Source organism: Pseudomonas sp. AC172, from assembly GCF_979258595.1.
Window position 1 is genome coordinate 368,637 of the sequence record NZ_OZ409868.1, and the last position, 14,928, is coordinate 383,564.

The 14,928-nt window shown below is 58.4% G+C and carries 16 protein-coding genes, 1 tRNA gene and 1 pseudogene; 12 read left to right on the plus strand and 6 right to left on the minus strand.

All coding sequences use genetic code 11. The features are described from left to right. Nucleotides 1-21 precede the first annotated feature (21 nt). The 11 genes from ACZ0A4_RS01795 to ACZ0A4_RS01845 all read left to right on the plus strand — a co-directional run bounded on the left by ACZ0A4_RS01795 (nucleotide 22) and on the right by ACZ0A4_RS01845 (nucleotide 9,961). Entirely contained in the window at nucleotides 22-933 is a 912-nt protein-coding gene (locus tag ACZ0A4_RS01795; protein WP_141128033.1) for a LysR family transcriptional regulator, read from the plus strand. A 249-nt stretch (nucleotides 934-1,182) separates the two neighbouring features. Further along, the gene (locus ACZ0A4_RS01800) at nucleotides 1,183-2,376 is read left to right on the plus strand and encodes a CaiB/BaiF CoA transferase family protein (protein ID WP_463572828.1); all 1,194 of its coding nucleotides are present in this window, start codon (nucleotides 1,183-1,185) and stop codon (nucleotides 2,374-2,376) included. Beyond that, complete coding sequence (locus ACZ0A4_RS01805; RefSeq protein WP_463572830.1) at nucleotides 2,373-3,299, plus strand: hydroxymethylglutaryl-CoA lyase; 927 nt, start codon at nucleotides 2,373-2,375, stop codon at nucleotides 3,297-3,299. Before ACZ0A4_RS01800 ends, ACZ0A4_RS01805 begins: the two co-directional genes overlap by 4 nt. Before the next feature lie 185 nt (nucleotides 3,300-3,484). Further along, on the plus strand, nucleotides 3,485-4,816 hold the full coding sequence (locus ACZ0A4_RS01810; RefSeq protein ID WP_463572832.1) for an MFS transporter: 1,332 nt from the start codon (nucleotides 3,485-3,487) through the stop codon (nucleotides 4,814-4,816). Between the two features lie 251 nt (nucleotides 4,817-5,067). Further along, nucleotides 5,068-5,802: a PA3715 family protein gene (locus tag ACZ0A4_RS01815; protein ID WP_463572834.1), complete on the plus strand. Its 735-nt coding sequence runs from the start codon at nucleotides 5,068-5,070 to the stop codon at nucleotides 5,800-5,802. A 29-nt stretch (nucleotides 5,803-5,831) separates the two neighbouring features. After that, nucleotides 5,832-6,560, plus strand: coding sequence for a PA3715 family protein (locus ACZ0A4_RS01820; protein ID WP_463572835.1), 729 nt, complete (start codon nucleotides 5,832-5,834; stop codon nucleotides 6,558-6,560). A 4-nt stretch (nucleotides 6,561-6,564) separates the two neighbouring features. Next, a complete protein-coding gene (fos, locus tag ACZ0A4_RS01825) occupies nucleotides 6,565-6,981 on the plus strand; it encodes a fosfomycin resistance glutathione transferase (protein WP_463572836.1) in 417 nt (138 codons plus the stop codon). A gap of 60 nt (nucleotides 6,982-7,041) precedes the next feature. Then, nucleotides 7,042-7,680, plus strand: coding sequence for a LysE family translocator (locus ACZ0A4_RS01830; RefSeq protein WP_116028846.1), 639 nt, complete (start codon nucleotides 7,042-7,044; stop codon nucleotides 7,678-7,680). A 79-nt stretch (nucleotides 7,681-7,759) separates the two neighbouring features. Continuing rightward, complete coding sequence (locus ACZ0A4_RS01835; protein WP_463572837.1) at nucleotides 7,760-9,109, plus strand: sensor domain-containing protein; 1,350 nt, start codon at nucleotides 7,760-7,762, stop codon at nucleotides 9,107-9,109. A gap of 116 nt (nucleotides 9,110-9,225) precedes the next feature. After that, nucleotides 9,226-9,381, plus strand: coding sequence for a KGG domain-containing protein (locus tag ACZ0A4_RS01840; protein ID WP_007911485.1), 156 nt, complete (start codon nucleotides 9,226-9,228; stop codon nucleotides 9,379-9,381). Between the two features lie 76 nt (nucleotides 9,382-9,457). Further along, nucleotides 9,458-9,961 carry a DUF4142 domain-containing protein gene (locus ACZ0A4_RS01845; protein ID WP_034153112.1) on the plus strand — a complete coding sequence of 168 codons (504 nt, stop codon included), beginning with the start codon at nucleotides 9,458-9,460 and terminating at the stop codon, nucleotides 9,959-9,961. 45 nt (nucleotides 9,962-10,006) lie between these two features. On the opposite strand, the gene ACZ0A4_RS01850 is transcribed toward ACZ0A4_RS01845, so the two are convergent. Then, a complete protein-coding gene (locus ACZ0A4_RS01850) occupies nucleotides 10,007-10,417 on the minus strand; it encodes a low affinity iron permease family protein (protein WP_123594790.1) in 411 nt (136 codons plus the stop codon). Nucleotides 10,418-10,583: 166 nt separating this feature from the next. On the opposite strand from ACZ0A4_RS01850, the gene tam reads away from it, so the two are divergent. Continuing rightward, nucleotides 10,584-11,354, plus strand: coding sequence for a trans-aconitate 2-methyltransferase (gene tam / locus ACZ0A4_RS01855; RefSeq protein ID WP_463572838.1), 771 nt, complete (start codon nucleotides 10,584-10,586; stop codon nucleotides 11,352-11,354). A 236-nt stretch (nucleotides 11,355-11,590) separates the two neighbouring features. Here the strand turns inward: tam and ACZ0A4_RS01860 are convergent. The 5 genes and pseudogenes from ACZ0A4_RS01860 to ACZ0A4_RS01880 form a co-directional block, all read right to left on the minus strand. After that, nucleotides 11,591-11,695: pseudogene (locus tag ACZ0A4_RS01860) on the minus strand (methyltransferase domain-containing protein); the annotation flags it as partial. Nucleotides 11,696-11,796: 101 nt separating this feature from the next. Beyond that, nucleotides 11,797-12,615: a 2OG-Fe(II) oxygenase gene (locus tag ACZ0A4_RS01865; RefSeq protein WP_463572839.1), complete on the minus strand. Its 819-nt coding sequence runs from the start codon at nucleotides 12,613-12,615 to the stop codon at nucleotides 11,797-11,799. 166 nt (nucleotides 12,616-12,781) lie between these two features. After that, nucleotides 12,782-12,855: transfer RNA gene (locus tag ACZ0A4_RS01870), tRNA-Gly, on the minus strand. A gap of 158 nt (nucleotides 12,856-13,013) precedes the next feature. Then, entirely contained in the window at nucleotides 13,014-13,898 is an 885-nt protein-coding gene (locus ACZ0A4_RS01875) for an alpha/beta fold hydrolase (RefSeq protein ID WP_463572840.1), read from the minus strand. Nucleotides 13,899-14,215: 317 nt separating this feature from the next. Further along, nucleotides 14,216-14,908, minus strand: a complete 693-nt coding sequence (locus tag ACZ0A4_RS01880) for a pseudouridine synthase (RefSeq protein ID WP_463572841.1) — start codon at nucleotides 14,906-14,908, stop codon at nucleotides 14,216-14,218. Nucleotides 14,909-14,928 lie beyond the last annotated feature (20 nt).

Sequence of the window (14,928 nt, forward strand, 5' to 3'; positions counted from 1 at the left end):
ACCCCAGTCAGCGAGCCCTCCATGCTGCAAAAAAGCCTGATCCGCCGCCTCGACCTGATCACCCTGCAACTGTTTGTCGCCGTCCACGAAGAAGGCACGCTGACCCGCGCGGCCTCGCGCGAAGCCATCGCGGTGTCGGCGGCAAGCAAGCGCCTGATGGAGCTGGAAGAGGCGCTCGGGATCAGCCTGTTCGTGCGTCAGGCCAAGGGCATGACGCTGACGCCCGCCGGCGAAACGCTGCTGCACCATGCCCGGCAGATGTTGTTCAACGTCGAGAAAATGGGCCTGGAACTGGGTGAACACAGCCACGGCGTACGCGGTTATGTGCGCATGCTGGCGAACCTCTCGGCGATCATCCAGTTTCTTCCCGAAGACTTGCGCGACTTTTCCGCGCAGCATCCGCAGGTCAAGACCGACCTGGAAGAGCGACCCAGTGCCGGGGTGATTCAAGGCGTGCTTGATGGCGTGGCAGATCTGGGCATCTGCTCCAATGACAGCGATACCAAAGGCCTGCATAGCGTGTTGTACCGTCAGGACAAACTGGTGGTGGTGATGCTGCCGGAGCATCCGTTGGCCGCGCGTGAATCAGTGGCTTTCGCTGAAACCCTGGACAGTGATTACGTCGGATTGCACGCGGCCAGTTCGATCAACATGCGTACCCACGCGGCGGCGCGACAGGCCGGCAAGGTCTTGCGCATTCGCATTCATGTGCCGGGGTTCGATGCGGTGTGCCGGATGGTTCAGGCCAACATGGGCATCGGGATTTTGCCGCAGCGTGCTTATGAACTGTTTGGCCAGGCGCTGGGGTTGCACGCGGTGCCGTTGACGGATGACTGGTCGGATCGCGCGTTGATTGTGGTGGTGCGCGATGAGGCGGGGTTGTCGCCGGTGAGTCGGTTGTTGTTTGAGCATTTGCGCGGGCAGGGCGCGTAGATCTCCAGTGAATGTTCCGGCCTCTTCGCGAGCAAGCTCGCTCCCACAGGTTTTGTGGTGCATTCAGATTGTGCGGCTGATCTCAATCCCTGTGGGAGCGAGCTTGCTCGCGAAGACTGATTTGAATTCACCACATCACCTTTGAGCGTTCGCATTTGGCGAACGCCCATTGCCGAGAGACGGCTGGATTGCCCGATCATCGTTCCTCTAGCCTTGGCCACCTATTCCAAGAACAAGAGGTACCCCGCGATGACTGCCCCTTTGAGTGCGATCAAAGTGATCGAGATCGGCACGTTGATTGCCGCGCCGTTCGCTGCGCGCATGCTCGCCGAATTCGGCGCCGAGGTGATCAAGATCGAAGCCATGGGTCAGGGTGACCCGCTGCGCAAATGGCGCAAGCTGCACGAAGGCACGTCGCTGTGGTGGTATCTGCAATCACGCAACAAGAAGTCGCTGGCGCTCAACCTGAAATCCGCTGAAGGCATCGAACTGGTCAAGCTACTGGCCAGCGATGCCGACGTGATAATCGAAAACCTGCGCCCCGGTGCACTGGAAAAGCTTGGCCTCGGTTGGGACGTACTCCACGCGCTGAACCCCAATCTCACCCTCGTGCGTATTTCCGGTTACGGTCAGACCGGCCCGTACCGCGATCGCCCTGGTTTCGGCGCGATCGGCGAAGCCATGGGCGGCATTCGTTACACCACTGGCACCCCCGGTTCGCCACCGGCACGGGTCGGCGTCAGCCTCGGCGATTCGCTGGCCTCGCTGCACGCGGTGATCGGCGCGCTGATGTCGCTGCTGCGGGTCAAGACCGGGCAGGGCGGCGGGCAGATTGTCGATGTGTCGCTGGCCGAAAGCGTGTTCAACGTCATGGAAAGCCTGGTGCCGGAATACGACATGCTCGGCCATGTCCGTGAGCGCAGCGGCGGCGCGTTGCCGGGAATCGCACCGTCGAACACTTACCTCACGGCGGATGGCGCTTACGTGGTGATCGCCGGCAACAGTGACCCGATCTACAAACGTCTGATGCAAACCATTGGCCGTGATGACTTGGCGCAAGCAGCAGAATTCGCTCATAACGATGGTCGTGCCGCCAAGAGCGGTTTGCTCGACACCGCGATTACCCATTGGACCAGCAGCCTGCCGATCGACGATGTACTCGCCGCGCTGGAAGCCGCTGAGGTGCCGGCCGGGCGCATTTATTCGGTGGCCGACATCGTCGCTGATCCGCACTATCGGGCACGCGACATGCTGCTCAATGCCGAATTGCCTGGCGGTGCAACAGTGAAGATGCCCGGCATCGTTCCCAAGCTCTCGGAAACCCCCGGCGGCGTGAACTGGTCGGGGCCGAAACTCGGTCAGCACACAGACGGTATTCTCGCCGGCCTCGGCTTGACTGCACTCGACATCGAACGCCTGAAGAACCAAGGGGTGGTGCAATGATCTCCGACTATTCGCAAACCCTGATCATCCAGGAAGTCTCGCCGCGCGACGGTTTGCAGATCGAGCCGACGTGGGTGGAAACCGCTGACAAGATTGCGCTGATCGATCAACTGTCGCTGGCCGGTTTCAGCCGCATCGAAGCCGGCTCGTTCGTCTCACCGAAAGCCATTCCGGCACTGCGCGATGGCGAGCAGGTTTTCACTGGCATTGAGCGACAGCCGGGGGTGATTTATGTCGCGCTGATTCCCAACCTCAAAGGCGCGCAGCGTGCATTGGCGGCGGGTGCCGACGAGTTGAATCTGGTGATGTCCGCCAGCCAGACGCACAACATGGCCAACATGCGCATGCGCTGTGAAGATTCGCTGGCGGCGTTTGGCGAGATTGTGGCGTTCGCCAGCGGCTCCGGCGCGCGCCTTAATGGCAGCATCGCCACAACGTTCGGTTGCCCGTTCGAAGGCCAGATCGACGAGGATCGCGTGCTGCAAATCGTCGACGCTTATCAGGAACTCGGCATTGCCGGCATCACCCTCGCCGACACCACCGGCATGGCCAATCCGCGCCAGGTGGATCGTTTGGTGCGGCGGGTGTTGCAGCGGGTTTCTCCGGCGGATCTGACCCTGCATTTTCACAACACCCGTGGTCTGGGTTTGTGCAATGTGCTGGCGGCCTATGAGGCGGGGGCGCGGCGTTTCGATGCGGCGCTCGGTGGCCTCGGTGGCTGCCCGTTTGCGCCGGGTGCGTCGGGCAATATCTGCACTGAAGACCTGGTAAACCTGTGCGCTGAGATCGGTATTCACACCGGCATCGATTTGCCGTTGCTGCTGAAACTCTCGCGCGGCTTGCCGGATCTGCTGGGCCACGAAGTCCCCGGCCAACTGGCCAAGGCCGGGCGCAACTGCGACCTGCACCCGATCCCCACCTGAAAACACAAGTCCCCTGTGGGAGCGAGCCTGCTCGCGATTGCGGTGTATCAATCACCGCAAATGTTGCCTGACACACCGCTATCGCGAACAGGTTCACTCCCACAAAAAAACGCTCCCCAGTGAGCGTCATAACCAGACAACAAAAACAATCGGACGCCCACCGGCAGTCCGTCTGGAGAAAAGCTATGAGCCTCAATGTAATGGAGGCGGGCGCCCGTCCGTCCGTCGATCACGACGCTGAAAAAGCCTTGGTCAGCAAGGTCGCCTGGCGCCTGATGCCGCTGATCATGGTCTGCTACCTGTTCGCCTTCTTCGACCGCATCAACATCAGCTTCGCCAAGTTCCAGTTGCAGACCGACCTAAGCCTGAGCGACACCGCTTACGGCCTCGGCGCGGGGCTGTTCGTGGTCGGTTACGTGCTGTTCGAAGTGCCGAGCAACATGATGCTGTACAAGGTCGGCGCGCGGCGCTGGATAGCCCGAATCATGATGTCCTGGGGCGTGGCGACGGCGGCGATGGTGTTCGTCAACAGCGAATGGCAGTTCTACGCGCTGCGCTTTGTGATCGGCGCGATGGAGGCCGGTTTTGCCCCGGGCGTGCTGTATTACCTGACGCTGTGGTTCCCGCAGCATTTCCGTGGTCGCATTACCTCGATGCTGTTTCTCGCTTCGGCATTTGCCGGGCTGGTTGGCGCGCCGTTCTCCGGGCTGGTGCTGGAGCACCTCGACGGCGTGCTGCAAATGCGCGGCTGGCACTGGCTGTTCCTGCTCGGCGGCGTACCGTGCATCGGTCTCGGTTTTCTGGTGCTGATGCTGCTCAAGGATCGTATCGAGGATGCGCACTGGCTGAGCGCTGATGAGAAGAAACTGCTGTCCAGTCGCATCGCTCAACATGAGCCACACAAAAGCGGCGGTTCGTTGCTCGCAGCGTTGAAGATTCCGGGTTTTCTAACCTTGGGGCTGATCTACTTTCTGATTCAGGTGGCGTCCTACGGTTTGAATTTCTGGGCACCGCAACTGATCCGCAGCGCCGGTACCGAGAGCCCGGTGATGATCGGTTTGCTGACGGCGATTCCGTACATTTGCGGGGCGATCAGCATGGTGGTGATCGGGCGTTTGTCGGATGCGACGGGTGAGCGGCGCAAGTTTGTCGCCGGGCTGGTCATCGTCGGTGCGATTGGCTTTTTCAGTGCGGGGATTTTCGCCAGCCACACCACGTTTCTGATCGTTGCACTTGGTTTGCTGGGTGCCGGGATCATCGCCTCGATTCCGAGCTTCTGGACGCTACCACCGAAGTTGTTGGCCGGGGCGGGCGCTGGTGCGGCGGGCGGGATTGCGGTGATCAACACCCTTGGGCAATTCGGCGGGATTGTTAGCCCGGTGATGGTCGGGCGGATCAAGGATCTGACCGGCAGCACCACCCCGGCGCTTTACGTGATCGGCGTGGCGGCGCTGATTGCGGCGGCGCTGCTGTTATGGGGCTTGCCGCAGAAATTGCGCACGCTCGACAAGTTCTGAGATTTGCGGCGTCATTTCTGACGCCTTCGCGAGCAAGCTCGCTCCCACATTTGAAATGCATTCCCCTGTGGGAGCGAGCCTGCTCGCGAAGACTGACTTCCAGACACTGAAAATAGTGGATTCATAACATCAGCTAACGGCCAGCCCATTCAGGGTAAGGCGAAATACGTTTTGATGTGTTGATGATTCTGTTGAAAGGGCCGATACAGCAGGGGATAGTGCGCGGCTGAAACGTTATCAAGGAGCGGGAAGTGACAGTGAAGTCTGGCTGGATTGGTTGTGCAGTATTGTGCGGGTGGTTGCTGGCGGGGCAGGCATTTGCCGATTGCACACCGGCGCCCACGGCGCATGAGATGGATTTTTCCCTCTGCAAGGACTGGCCGGCGTATCCCGGGCTGACGCTCACCGCCGCCGCCCATTTCTCGCCCGATCCGGTGTATGGCGCGTCGGAAACTATAGGGTTTTACGATCTGCGTTTGGCCTTGGTGGCGAGCGCAGACTCGCAGCCGTTAGCGAGCTTTTACCAGCCCTCGGCATTCTCTGTTGATGCCATCGCGCTGGACGAACTGAAATTCGATACCGCCCGCTATAAGCTCGCGCCTCAATTGCAGGCCTTTGGTGTTCGAGTGCGGTTCAAAGGTTCTTCTCGCGTGAATCCTCTGGATGAAACCTGGTTGTCGCTTTATGTGAAAGACGGCAACGCGTTGCGTCCGGTAATGGATCGGCTGGTGGTTTATGAATATGGCGGGGAGTGGGATGGCAATTGTGCGGGAGAGCGCTACGAGACTACGCGAACCGTGTCTCTGGCCAAGACCAGCAGCCATGGCTATGCCGACCTGATAATTAAAACGATCCGTAGCTCGACCGTTGGCGAGGGCGAGGGTGAGGCGTGCGTATCCAATACCGTCACGCAAAAACCGGTCTTGACGACACTTCGCTATGACGGCAAAAACTACGCAGTGCCTGAAGACTTCAAAGGCCACTAAGAAAGATGTCTATTACTCAAGGAAGAACAATGATCTCGCGTACCGCATTGCTGGGCTCTTTCATCGCAATGGGCCTTTTCACGATGGCCGCCCAAGCCCAGGCCGCCTGCGAAGTGAAAAAATTCGATGGCCATTCCCTTTCTCGCTGCAAAGCGTGGCCGGCGTTCAACGACCAGTCGATTGCGGCGAAATCTTCATTTCTCTCGGATTCGGGCGATGATGAGATGGGGACGTTCGATCTGGAACTGGCGCTCGTCAGTTCGACAAGCGGCAAGAGTCTCGCTACCTATGCCAAGCCGGGTGCCTACAATTCCGATGCCATCAGTTTCGACGATCTGACAATCGATACGGCCCGTTACCGATTGGCTGCAGATGTCCGTGCATTCGGTTTGCGTTCAAAATTCGCCAGTCATGGCTCCAGAGCCAATCCTTACGCAAAAACCGATCTGGCGTTGTATGTGCGGGAGGGCAACAAATTGCGCCCTGTGCTGGAAGGCTTGGTGATTCGCAAGGAGTTCGGCGAAGGGACGGATGAGTGCGGAACTGAGGACACGCAAATCCGCAGAACTATCGATATCGGCCCGACGAGCCACCATGGATTCGCCGATCTGATCGTCAGCTCGACTGGTTCAATTTACAAATCCTTCCTATCTGATAAAAAGTGCATCTCGAAAACTATCGAGATGAAGAAAACTCGCGTCACCCTGACCTACGACGGCGAACAATACATTGTCCCCGAAGACCTCAGAGGTTACTGACCCGATGCTCACCGGCCTCAACCACTTGACCCTTGCGGTCAGCGATTTGCAGCGAAGTCTGGCGTTCTACCGTGATGTGCTGCAGTTGCGTGTCGAAGCGACGTGGGACGCCGGTGCCTACCTGTCGCTGCCGGGACTGTGGTTGTGTCTGTCGCTTGATCCGCTGCGCTCAAGCGAACCGTGCGTCGATTACACCCATTACGCGTTCAGCCTCAGTGCCACCGGTTTCGCAGGTTTTGTGCAGAAGCTAAAAGCCGCGAATGTGCAGGAATGGCGCGACAACCGCAGCGAAGGTGCGTCGTTCTACTTTCTCGATCCCGACGGCCACAAACTCGAAGTTCACGCCGGCGATCTCGCTTCACGACTGGCAGCCTGTCGACAAAAACCGTACGCCGGCATGCGTTTTTACGACCAGCAGTGAACACGCGCAATCGGCTGATATAGACTGGCCGCCACGTGTTCTGGCGCTTGCAGGTTTTCCATGACTCCATCGTTGCTAATGGCCGTGCTGGCCTCGGGTTTCATTTACGGCATTACGCCCGGGCCGGGTGTGCTCGCGGTGTTCGGCATCGGTGCAGCCCATGGGCGGCGGGCCGGGGCGGGTTTTCTTTGCGGGCATCTGCTCGGCGATGTGGTCTGGTGCAGTACCGCGCTGATTGCGATTGTCGGCGCCCGGGAAATCGGCAGCACCGCGTTTGATGTGCTCGGTGTGCTCAGCGGTTTGTATCTGTTCTGGCTTGGCTGGCGCGCGGTGCGTGCTCAGCGCCGCAACGGTGACGAACCGCAAGGCGCGGCGCGCAAACCGTTCTGGCACGGCATTCTGTTTGGCTTGACCAATCCAAAGGCCTATCCGGTGGCGGTGGCGACGTTCACCGCGCTGCTGTCGAGCCGCGCCGAACTGCTCAACTGGTCGATGTTGCCGGCGCTGATTGCCCTGAGTTTCCTCGGTGGCTTGCTGGCCTACGCTATTCTGATTGGCGTGGTCGGCGCGCAACGGGTACGCACGCTGTATCAGCGTCATGAGTTGCTTATCACCCGGCTGTGCGGCGTGATGTTTATCGGTTTCGCCATCAACGCGCTGATGCATGCGCTGCCGGGGCTGATGCCGAACAAGGCTTGAAGGTGTGTGCAGGGATGCGCAATCAAGAGGTCAGGGACGGTTGATCAGTGCTGCATTGCCCGGACACTTACGCTGAACCATGGAAAGCCGAAATTCCGCGCCGTTGGCGAGTTTTATCGACCTGTTGCTGGACGCCGTTTGTGCGGTCGACAAGCAAGGCCGCTTCGTTTTTGTCAGCGCCGCCTGCGAACGGGTTTTCGGTTATTCGCCTGAAGAGTTGATCGGCCGGCAAATGATCGAGCTGGTGCACCCGGCGGATCGTCAGCGCACCCTCGCAGCCGCCAATGAAATCATGGGCGGCGAACCCAAGCTCAACTTCGAAAACCGATACCTGCGCAAGGATGGCAGCGTCGTGCATATCCTCTGGTCGGCGCGCTGGTCGGAAGTCGATCAGTTGCGCATCGCCGTGGCGCGCGACATCACCGAGCGCAAGCAGGCCGAATCGCGCCAGGCTGCGCTGTATGCGATTTCCGAGGCCGCCCATGCGGCTGAGGATCTGCTGGCGCTGTTCAAGCGTATCCACCTGATCATCGGCGAATGGTTGCCGGCGATGAATTTTTCGGTGGCGCTGTACGACGAGCACTGCGCCCAGCTGAATTTCCCTTATCACGTCGACGATGACGAATTGCAGCCCGAGCAACCGGGCACCGTCACCGGACGTCTGTGCGCGGAAGTTATCCGTAGCGGCCAGCCGATTCTTCTGACGCCGGACAGTGCAGATTCCCCCGCCGATTTCGCCGAGCTGGTGGCGGGGCAGAACTCGCCTTGCTGGCTCGGCGTGCCGTTGAATTCGAAAAATGGCACCATCGGTGCCTTGATCGTCAAAAGCCTGTCCGGCGGCGAGCGCTACACCGAGCAAGACAAGGAACTGCTGCAATACGTCTGTGCCCAAGTCGCCACGGCCATCGAACGCCAGCAATTGCACGCCCGGCTGCAGCGCATGGCGCAGTACGATCAACTGACACAACTGCCCAATCGTGAATTGCTGCGTGATCGCTTGAAGGCCGCGTTGGCCGGCGCTCGCGAGCAATCCGGGCACATGGCTTTGTTATATGTCGACCTGGACCGCTTCAAACAGGTCAACGACACCTTCGGCCATGCCGTTGGCGACATGCTCCTGCAAACCGTAGCCAATCGCCTCAAGGGCTGCGTGCGGGAAACCGACACCGTGGCCAGAATCGGCGGCGATGAATTTGTCGTGCTGCTGCACAGCGTTCAGGCCTCGGAAGACGCTTACGGTGTCGCGGAAAAAATCCGACAGGTCCTGGTGCAACCGATGCGCCTCGATGGCCACAATCTGCACATCGAGCCGAGCATTGGTGTCGCCCGCTATCCAGAGCACGGCAGTGAGGAACAGCAACTGTTCCGCCATGCCGATCAGGCAATGTACGCCGCCAAACGCTTGAATCACCACGCGCTCAATAGCTGATGTGGCGGCGCCGTTCGTCGCGGCAACTGCAACTTTTCTAAACCTTTGCCGGCGAGAAAATTCTCAATCTAGGCGGGCACCTGCTCGCCACGATCATTACCAAGAGGTAGAGAATCATGCCTAACTCAAGAAACTCGAACTCGGGAAACTTCGCCAACGATCGAACGAAGGCCTCTGAAGCAGGTCGCAAAGGTGGGAAAACCACCACAACGACTGTCGACAAAGAGCCAAAACCAGACATGGGCCGCAAGCCCGCTCAGAAATCGAAGTAGTCGGTGAAGGTAGTTTTGATTGAGAGGCGGGGGCGTAAGCTCCCGCTTGAATTTCGCAAGTAAGGAGGGCGCGACCATGAGCCGGATGGCCACCCGTATACGCACCATGAGTTTTGCATCGCTGTTGGGCCTGTGTGCCAGCAGTGCGTTTGCCCAGTCGCCCGCCGATTTCATCAACGATGCCTCGGCCAAAGGCATGGCTGACATCGAGGCCAGTCGTCTGGCCCACAGCAAGGCCGAATCGAAAGAGGTCAAGGACTACACCATCGTCGTCATCAACGACCGCACCACGGCCAACCAGCATTTGGCGAAAATTGCCAAGAAGCTCGACTTGCCCGTCGCGCCCCGTGAAGAACTGGCCGACAAGGCCAAGGAGTTGATGCCGCAAGTGACCGACGGCGCCTCCTTCGATCAGGCCTACGCCGCCAGTCAGGTCAAAGCCACCGAAGAGGCCATCGAGCAGATTCAGCAGGAAGCACAGACTACTGACGTGCCGGAGATCAAGGCGTTTGCCGACGAGACACTGCCGAAGCTGCAAAGCCATCTGGAGAAGGCCCGCCAGCTGCAAGCCAGCCGTTAATCAAGATTCAAGAGACCGCTGCCGTGGGCGGCGGTCTCTTGCATTTCAGCATTCATTCAAATCCTGCTTCGACTTGCTCTTCTCGCCCAACCCCTCAAGATTAAAAACTTCACCCTCGCCCAACGAGCGGTAGTGCCTGCGCAACGCCTCCAACTGTTTCAGATCCAGCGCCTCCAGCCCAAGCATTGCGTTCTGCGCCTCTTTGGTCACCAAGAGCAATTCATCGATCTTCAAATGCAGAATGTCGGTATCGCGGTTCTGCGTGTTCTGGATCAGGAACACCATCAGGAACGTGATGATCGTGGTCGAGGTGTTGATGATCAGTTGCCAGGTGTCGTTGTAATGGAAGATCGGCCCGCTCAAACCCCATAACCCGATCAAGATCAACGCGCCCATGAAGGTCTTGGGACTACCGGCCACCATCGCGAGCTTTTGAGAGATTTTTGCGAATTTCATAGCCGTGTTCCTTATTGGGGGGAGTCTTGAAATTCAGACATCTGCCGCAGGTGGAAAATTCTAATTACAAATTCGCCTTCGTCACCTGACGTTGGTAGGGGAGGCAGGCGTGCCAGATCGCTGTATCGTGACGAACCGCCAAAATATCCCGACAGGAGAGAACGCAATGAGTTGGTCCGCCAAACAATACGTCGCTTTCGAAGATGAACGCACCCGCCCGGCCCGCGATCTGCTGGCGGCGATTCCCACGCCTGAGGCCGGAACGGTGGTCGATATTGGTTGTGGCCCTGGTAACTCGACGGAGCTGCTGGTGCAGCGTTTTCCTGTGGCGAAGGTCAGTGGACTGGACAGCTCGGCAGACATGATCGAGGCGGCTCGCAAGCGCTTGCCGGATTTGCGGTTCGACGTGGCCGAGATTGATAAGTGGGCCGATGCAGGGCCGTTCGATGTGATCTTCGCCAACGCCGTGCTGCAGTGGGTGCCGGATCACGCGTCGCTGCTGCCGGCGCTGGCCAGTAAGTTGTCGGCTGGTGGCAGTCTTGCGATCCAGATGCCGGACAACCTTAATGAACCTTCCCACCGTTTGATGCGTGAGGTCGCTGCCAATGGCCCGTGGGCGAGCAAGCTTTCCGGCGCTGCGGGGCAGCGTACCGACATGGCGAGCGCCAGCGATTATTTCTCCATGCTGCGGCCACACTGCGCTCGGGTCGATGTGTGGCGCACCACCTATCACCATCAACTGTCAGGCGGGGCGGCGGGGGTGGTGGAGTGGTTCAAGGGCAGCGGGTTGATTCCGTTTTTGAGTCCGCTGACCGAGGCGGAAAAGGCGCAGTACCTGGAGCAGTATCTGGCGGAGGTTGAGAAGGCTTATCCGGTATTGGCGGATGGCTCGGTGCTGTTGCCATTTCCGCGGTTATTTATCGTCGCGACGCGCTGAAATAAATTGGGCCTGTTTTTCGGCTGGAGATTTTTGGTGCGCTTTCGAACGGGCCCCTCATCGGAACGCCGCCCGCCCAGCCCTCTCCCGAGGGAAAGGTAGCCGATTGGTGCTGCTTCCAAAGCCTGAGTTCGCCTCGATATTTCAGGTCGGTGTAACTCTGGAGAGCAACTCGATCAGTCCCCTCTCCCTTTGGGAGAGGGTTAGGGTGAGGGGGCTTCTCAAGTTGTAAACCCCCTCAGCACCGCGTACAGACGCGCAAACAGCCCCGGCAGATCCTTCATGTAATGCAGCACCAGTGAACTGTAAGCCAAATCAAAACTGCAGGCGGGTCTTTTGAGTTCGGCCGTCAGCAGCGCCGTGGGCGCGAATTGAATCTTGAAGATGAGCCAGATTTCGGCTTGAAAAAAACAGTCTTTCAGACCGGTTTATCTGTTCTGACTCAATCCTTGGTCTTGTTGACCAATTTCGTTCCGCGCCCCACACGCAGCACTTTCGACACTGCGTTGCGCAACGTATTGTCGACGACACCCAGCAATCGCCGTCCGGTTTCTTCCGGTCGGCCGCTGAACGACGTCACGTGAAAGTATTCATGATCGTCCGGTGAAGTCGCCGAAAAATAATAGTTGGAAACACAGCAGCGCGGCGTTTCGGCTCGTACGCCACTGACGGAGTGCCAAGAGAGTTTGTTGGTTTCCATGACTACGAGACGGTTGAATTGCGACACGATGGTTTTCTGCTGTTTGACCTTGGGGTCCCACAGCTCGAAATTGCCACCATTTACCAGCGCCCATTCTGGCGAAACGTAATACAGCAGATTCAGGCGGCGATACAGATTACGCGTGCCATCGTGGCTGTTGTCGATGTGCGGGTTGAGAAAGTCGTCCTTGAACATCATCGACAAACCACCGGCATACAGGCTCGGATCCGGAATGATGTCCGATACGCCTACCAGTTGTGCAACCTTGTCGACCACTGAAGGGTGCTGCATCGCGTAGGTGATGGCGCTCAAAATTGGCGGATAGTCAGAGAGATTGGTGAGGGTTTTTTTCTTCTCGCGAAACGACTGGCGGTCAAAGAAACCATCGGCGTTGCGCGGAAAGGCCTCATAGATTGCCTGAGCCATTTCATCGCTCAACAAAGCATCCACGACGAAGTGGCGCGTATGCGTGCCTTCGGGGTTATGCCATTGCTTTTGGATATCGGCGGCGAGTTCATCGAGTCGACTGACGATGCGCTCTGCGATCTGTGAAACGTCCATTTGAGGATCCTTGTCGTGTTGCGAGGAGGCAACGGTTTATCTGCCATTCTCGTCGAAGTGCCGATTCTGCACCAAATGCCGGGCATAAAAAAACCGGCCATCAAGGCCGGTTTTTTCTATTCCTGCATCCCCCGTCAAAAATCACAACGTGAGACCAAAATTCGAGTGGAGCGGGTAGAGGGAATCGAACCCTCGTCGGAAGCTTGGGAAGCTACTGTTCTACCATTAAACTATACCCGCTCAGAGCGGCTGACTTTGTACCAGACTCGGCCACGGATTTGAAGTTTTTCTTTTGCGCATGAACGCTTTGAATCACTGAAAACGGTCAATCGCGGGCGAGCACTGCGGTCAGAAAAGCAAAATCTCAGTCCTACAGCCTCGCTCGCGATGACGCTCTTTCAAATAGCCAATGCATGTTGATCCTGAACAAACGAGTAGCGCGTTCGGCTGATCTGTTTTGCCGGTTTCAGAAAGCCGAGCAAGGCGTTCTGGCTGTCGCGGCATGCGGCCTTGTGTTCCATGTCGAGAAAATGCCCGGTGGCTTGTAGCGTGGTAAACGTGCTTTGTGCCACGTGGTTGCCGAACAGGCGTGCGTCTTCGGCAGCGGTGTACTCGTCCCATTCGCCGTTTAGAAACAGCACCGGCACGTTGATCTTTTTCGCGGCATTCAGATAGCACTGCCGATCGCTGTGCAATACGTCGCTGATGTGGAAGTGCATCTGCCCGTATTCGTGCTCGGCGAGGCTGCTGACGTGGCGATAGTTGAAGCGTTTGAACAGTGACGGCAGGTGTTTGCCGATGGTGTTGTTGACCAGATGGCCGACGCGGTCGCCGTCACGCTGGCCGAGGTAGTCGACGCCGCGTTCGAGGTAATCGAGCATGTGCGCGTTGATCACCGGCGAGAACGAGCTGATCACGGCCCGTTCGATGCGCCGTGGCTGGTGGGCGAGGGCGACCAGGGTTGCGGCGCCGCCCCAGGAGAACGACAGCACGTGTTCGGCGGCGAAGTGGTCGATCAGCTCCAGCAGAATCTGCCCTTCGATGTCCTTCGTCAGATGTTTCTCATGGCGGTTGTGGGCTTTTGACCGACCCGCGTAGGGCTGGTCGTAGCAGACCACGTTGAATTGCGGGTGCAGGTTTTTCACAGTCTGTGCAAACGACGCAGTCGTGGCCATCGAGCCGTTGACCAGGATGATGGTCTTTTCTGCGGCGTCTGCGCGATAGAACTCCGTGTAAACCCGATACTGACCCTGTATATCCAGCACAGCGATTTCTGGCCTCATGTCATAAGACTCCTGGCAAGCAAGCGGGTATGCGCGCAAATAGAGATTGCACGAGCTTTGTGACAGGTAGGCATACGCCTGGAATTTGCTTGGCCCATGTCGATCCGGTACGGCAGGTCGACGGGTATTGTTATTGGCGGGCAGTCTGCCGGCTGAGGCGCAACCCTGAGGGCTGACGACCGGCAAAAAGTTTCTTAGAGGTATGTTGTGACTCATCGGTCACAATCTGGCCGACGTCCTGATTCAAGCAGGGGAGTCGGGATCGCGCAAGTGCCGTTGGTAAATTGTTCGACAACTTCTGCTGAGCGGTCGCACGCTTAGAACAAATGGATCTCTTCGGTGCGCAAAGCGCGGTACTCGCCCGGTTTTAGCGCGTTATCGAGGTGCAGAAGACCCATGGATTCGCGGTGCAGGCGCAGGACTTTATTGTTGAAGAAACCAAACATGCGCTTCACCTGATGGTAGCGCCCCTCGACGATGCTCAACCGCGCCGACCGTGGCCCGAGCACCTCCAGTCGCGCTGGCTGCGTGGTCAGGTCTTCGAAGGCGAAGTAGATCCCTTCGGCAAAAGTGCTCGCATATTGCGCGCCAATCTCCTGCTCGGTCTCGACGTAATAGACCTTCGGCAGTTTGGTCTGCGGCTGGGTCAGGCGTCGTGACCATGCGCCGTCGTTGGTGATCAGCATCAGACCGGTGGTGTTGAAGTCCAGACGCCCGGCGATGTGTAAATCGTCCTTGTCCGGCTCATCGATCAGGTCGAGCACGGTCGGATGTTGCGGATCGCGGGTGGCGCTGACGCAGCCCGGCGGTTTGTGCAGCATGAAGTAGCGCGCCGGTTTACCGCTTTGCAGGATTTCTTCGTCGACTTCGACGCGGCTGAACTCCAACACATCGGCGTGCGGGTCGCTGACGACTTTTCCGTCAATCCGCACGCGCTTTTCCACCAACAACAGGCGAACCTGCTGACGGTTGTAGCGGGGCAGGTTGCTGAGGAAACGGTCGACGCGCATGTTCAGGTTTCAGTGGGTAG

What these genes read in the sequence shown, in the direction of transcription:
- ACZ0A4_RS01875 (WP_463572840.1), bottom strand. Translation starts at nt 13,898, where the DNA reads ATGAGGCCAGAAATCGCTGTGCTGGATATACAGGGTCAGTATCGGGTT.
- ACZ0A4_RS01835 (WP_463572837.1), top strand. Translation starts at nt 7,760, where the DNA reads ATGGAAAGCCGAAATTCCGCGCCGTTGGCGAGTTTTATCGACCTGTTG.
- ACZ0A4_RS01795 (WP_141128033.1), top strand. Translation starts at nt 22, where the DNA reads ATGCTGCAAAAAAGCCTGATCCGCCGCCTCGACCTGATCACCCTGCAA.
- ACZ0A4_RS01820 (WP_463572835.1), top strand. Translation starts at nt 5,832, where the DNA reads ATGATCTCGCGTACCGCATTGCTGGGCTCTTTCATCGCAATGGGCCTT.
- ACZ0A4_RS01850 (WP_123594790.1), bottom strand. Translation starts at nt 10,417, where the DNA reads ATGAAATTCGCAAAAATCTCTCAAAAGCTCGCGATGGTGGCCGGTAGT.
- ACZ0A4_RS01845 (WP_034153112.1), top strand. Translation starts at nt 9,458, where the DNA reads ATGAGCCGGATGGCCACCCGTATACGCACCATGAGTTTTGCATCGCTG.
- ACZ0A4_RS01880 (WP_463572841.1), bottom strand. Translation starts at nt 14,908, where the DNA reads ATGCGCGTCGACCGTTTCCTCAGCAACCTGCCCCGCTACAACCGTCAG.
- ACZ0A4_RS01865 (WP_463572839.1), bottom strand. Translation starts at nt 12,615, where the DNA reads ATGGACGTTTCACAGATCGCAGAGCGCATCGTCAGTCGACTCGATGAA.
- ACZ0A4_RS01805 (WP_463572830.1), top strand. Translation starts at nt 2,373, where the DNA reads ATGATCTCCGACTATTCGCAAACCCTGATCATCCAGGAAGTCTCGCCG.
- fos (WP_463572836.1), top strand. Translation starts at nt 6,565, where the DNA reads ATGCTCACCGGCCTCAACCACTTGACCCTTGCGGTCAGCGATTTGCAG.
- ACZ0A4_RS01840 (WP_007911485.1), top strand. Translation starts at nt 9,226, where the DNA reads ATGCCTAACTCAAGAAACTCGAACTCGGGAAACTTCGCCAACGATCGA.
- ACZ0A4_RS01810 (WP_463572832.1), top strand. Translation starts at nt 3,485, where the DNA reads ATGAGCCTCAATGTAATGGAGGCGGGCGCCCGTCCGTCCGTCGATCAC.
- ACZ0A4_RS01830 (WP_116028846.1), top strand. Translation starts at nt 7,042, where the DNA reads ATGACTCCATCGTTGCTAATGGCCGTGCTGGCCTCGGGTTTCATTTAC.
- tam (WP_463572838.1), top strand. Translation starts at nt 10,584, where the DNA reads ATGAGTTGGTCCGCCAAACAATACGTCGCTTTCGAAGATGAACGCACC.
- ACZ0A4_RS01800 (WP_463572828.1), top strand. Translation starts at nt 1,183, where the DNA reads ATGACTGCCCCTTTGAGTGCGATCAAAGTGATCGAGATCGGCACGTTG.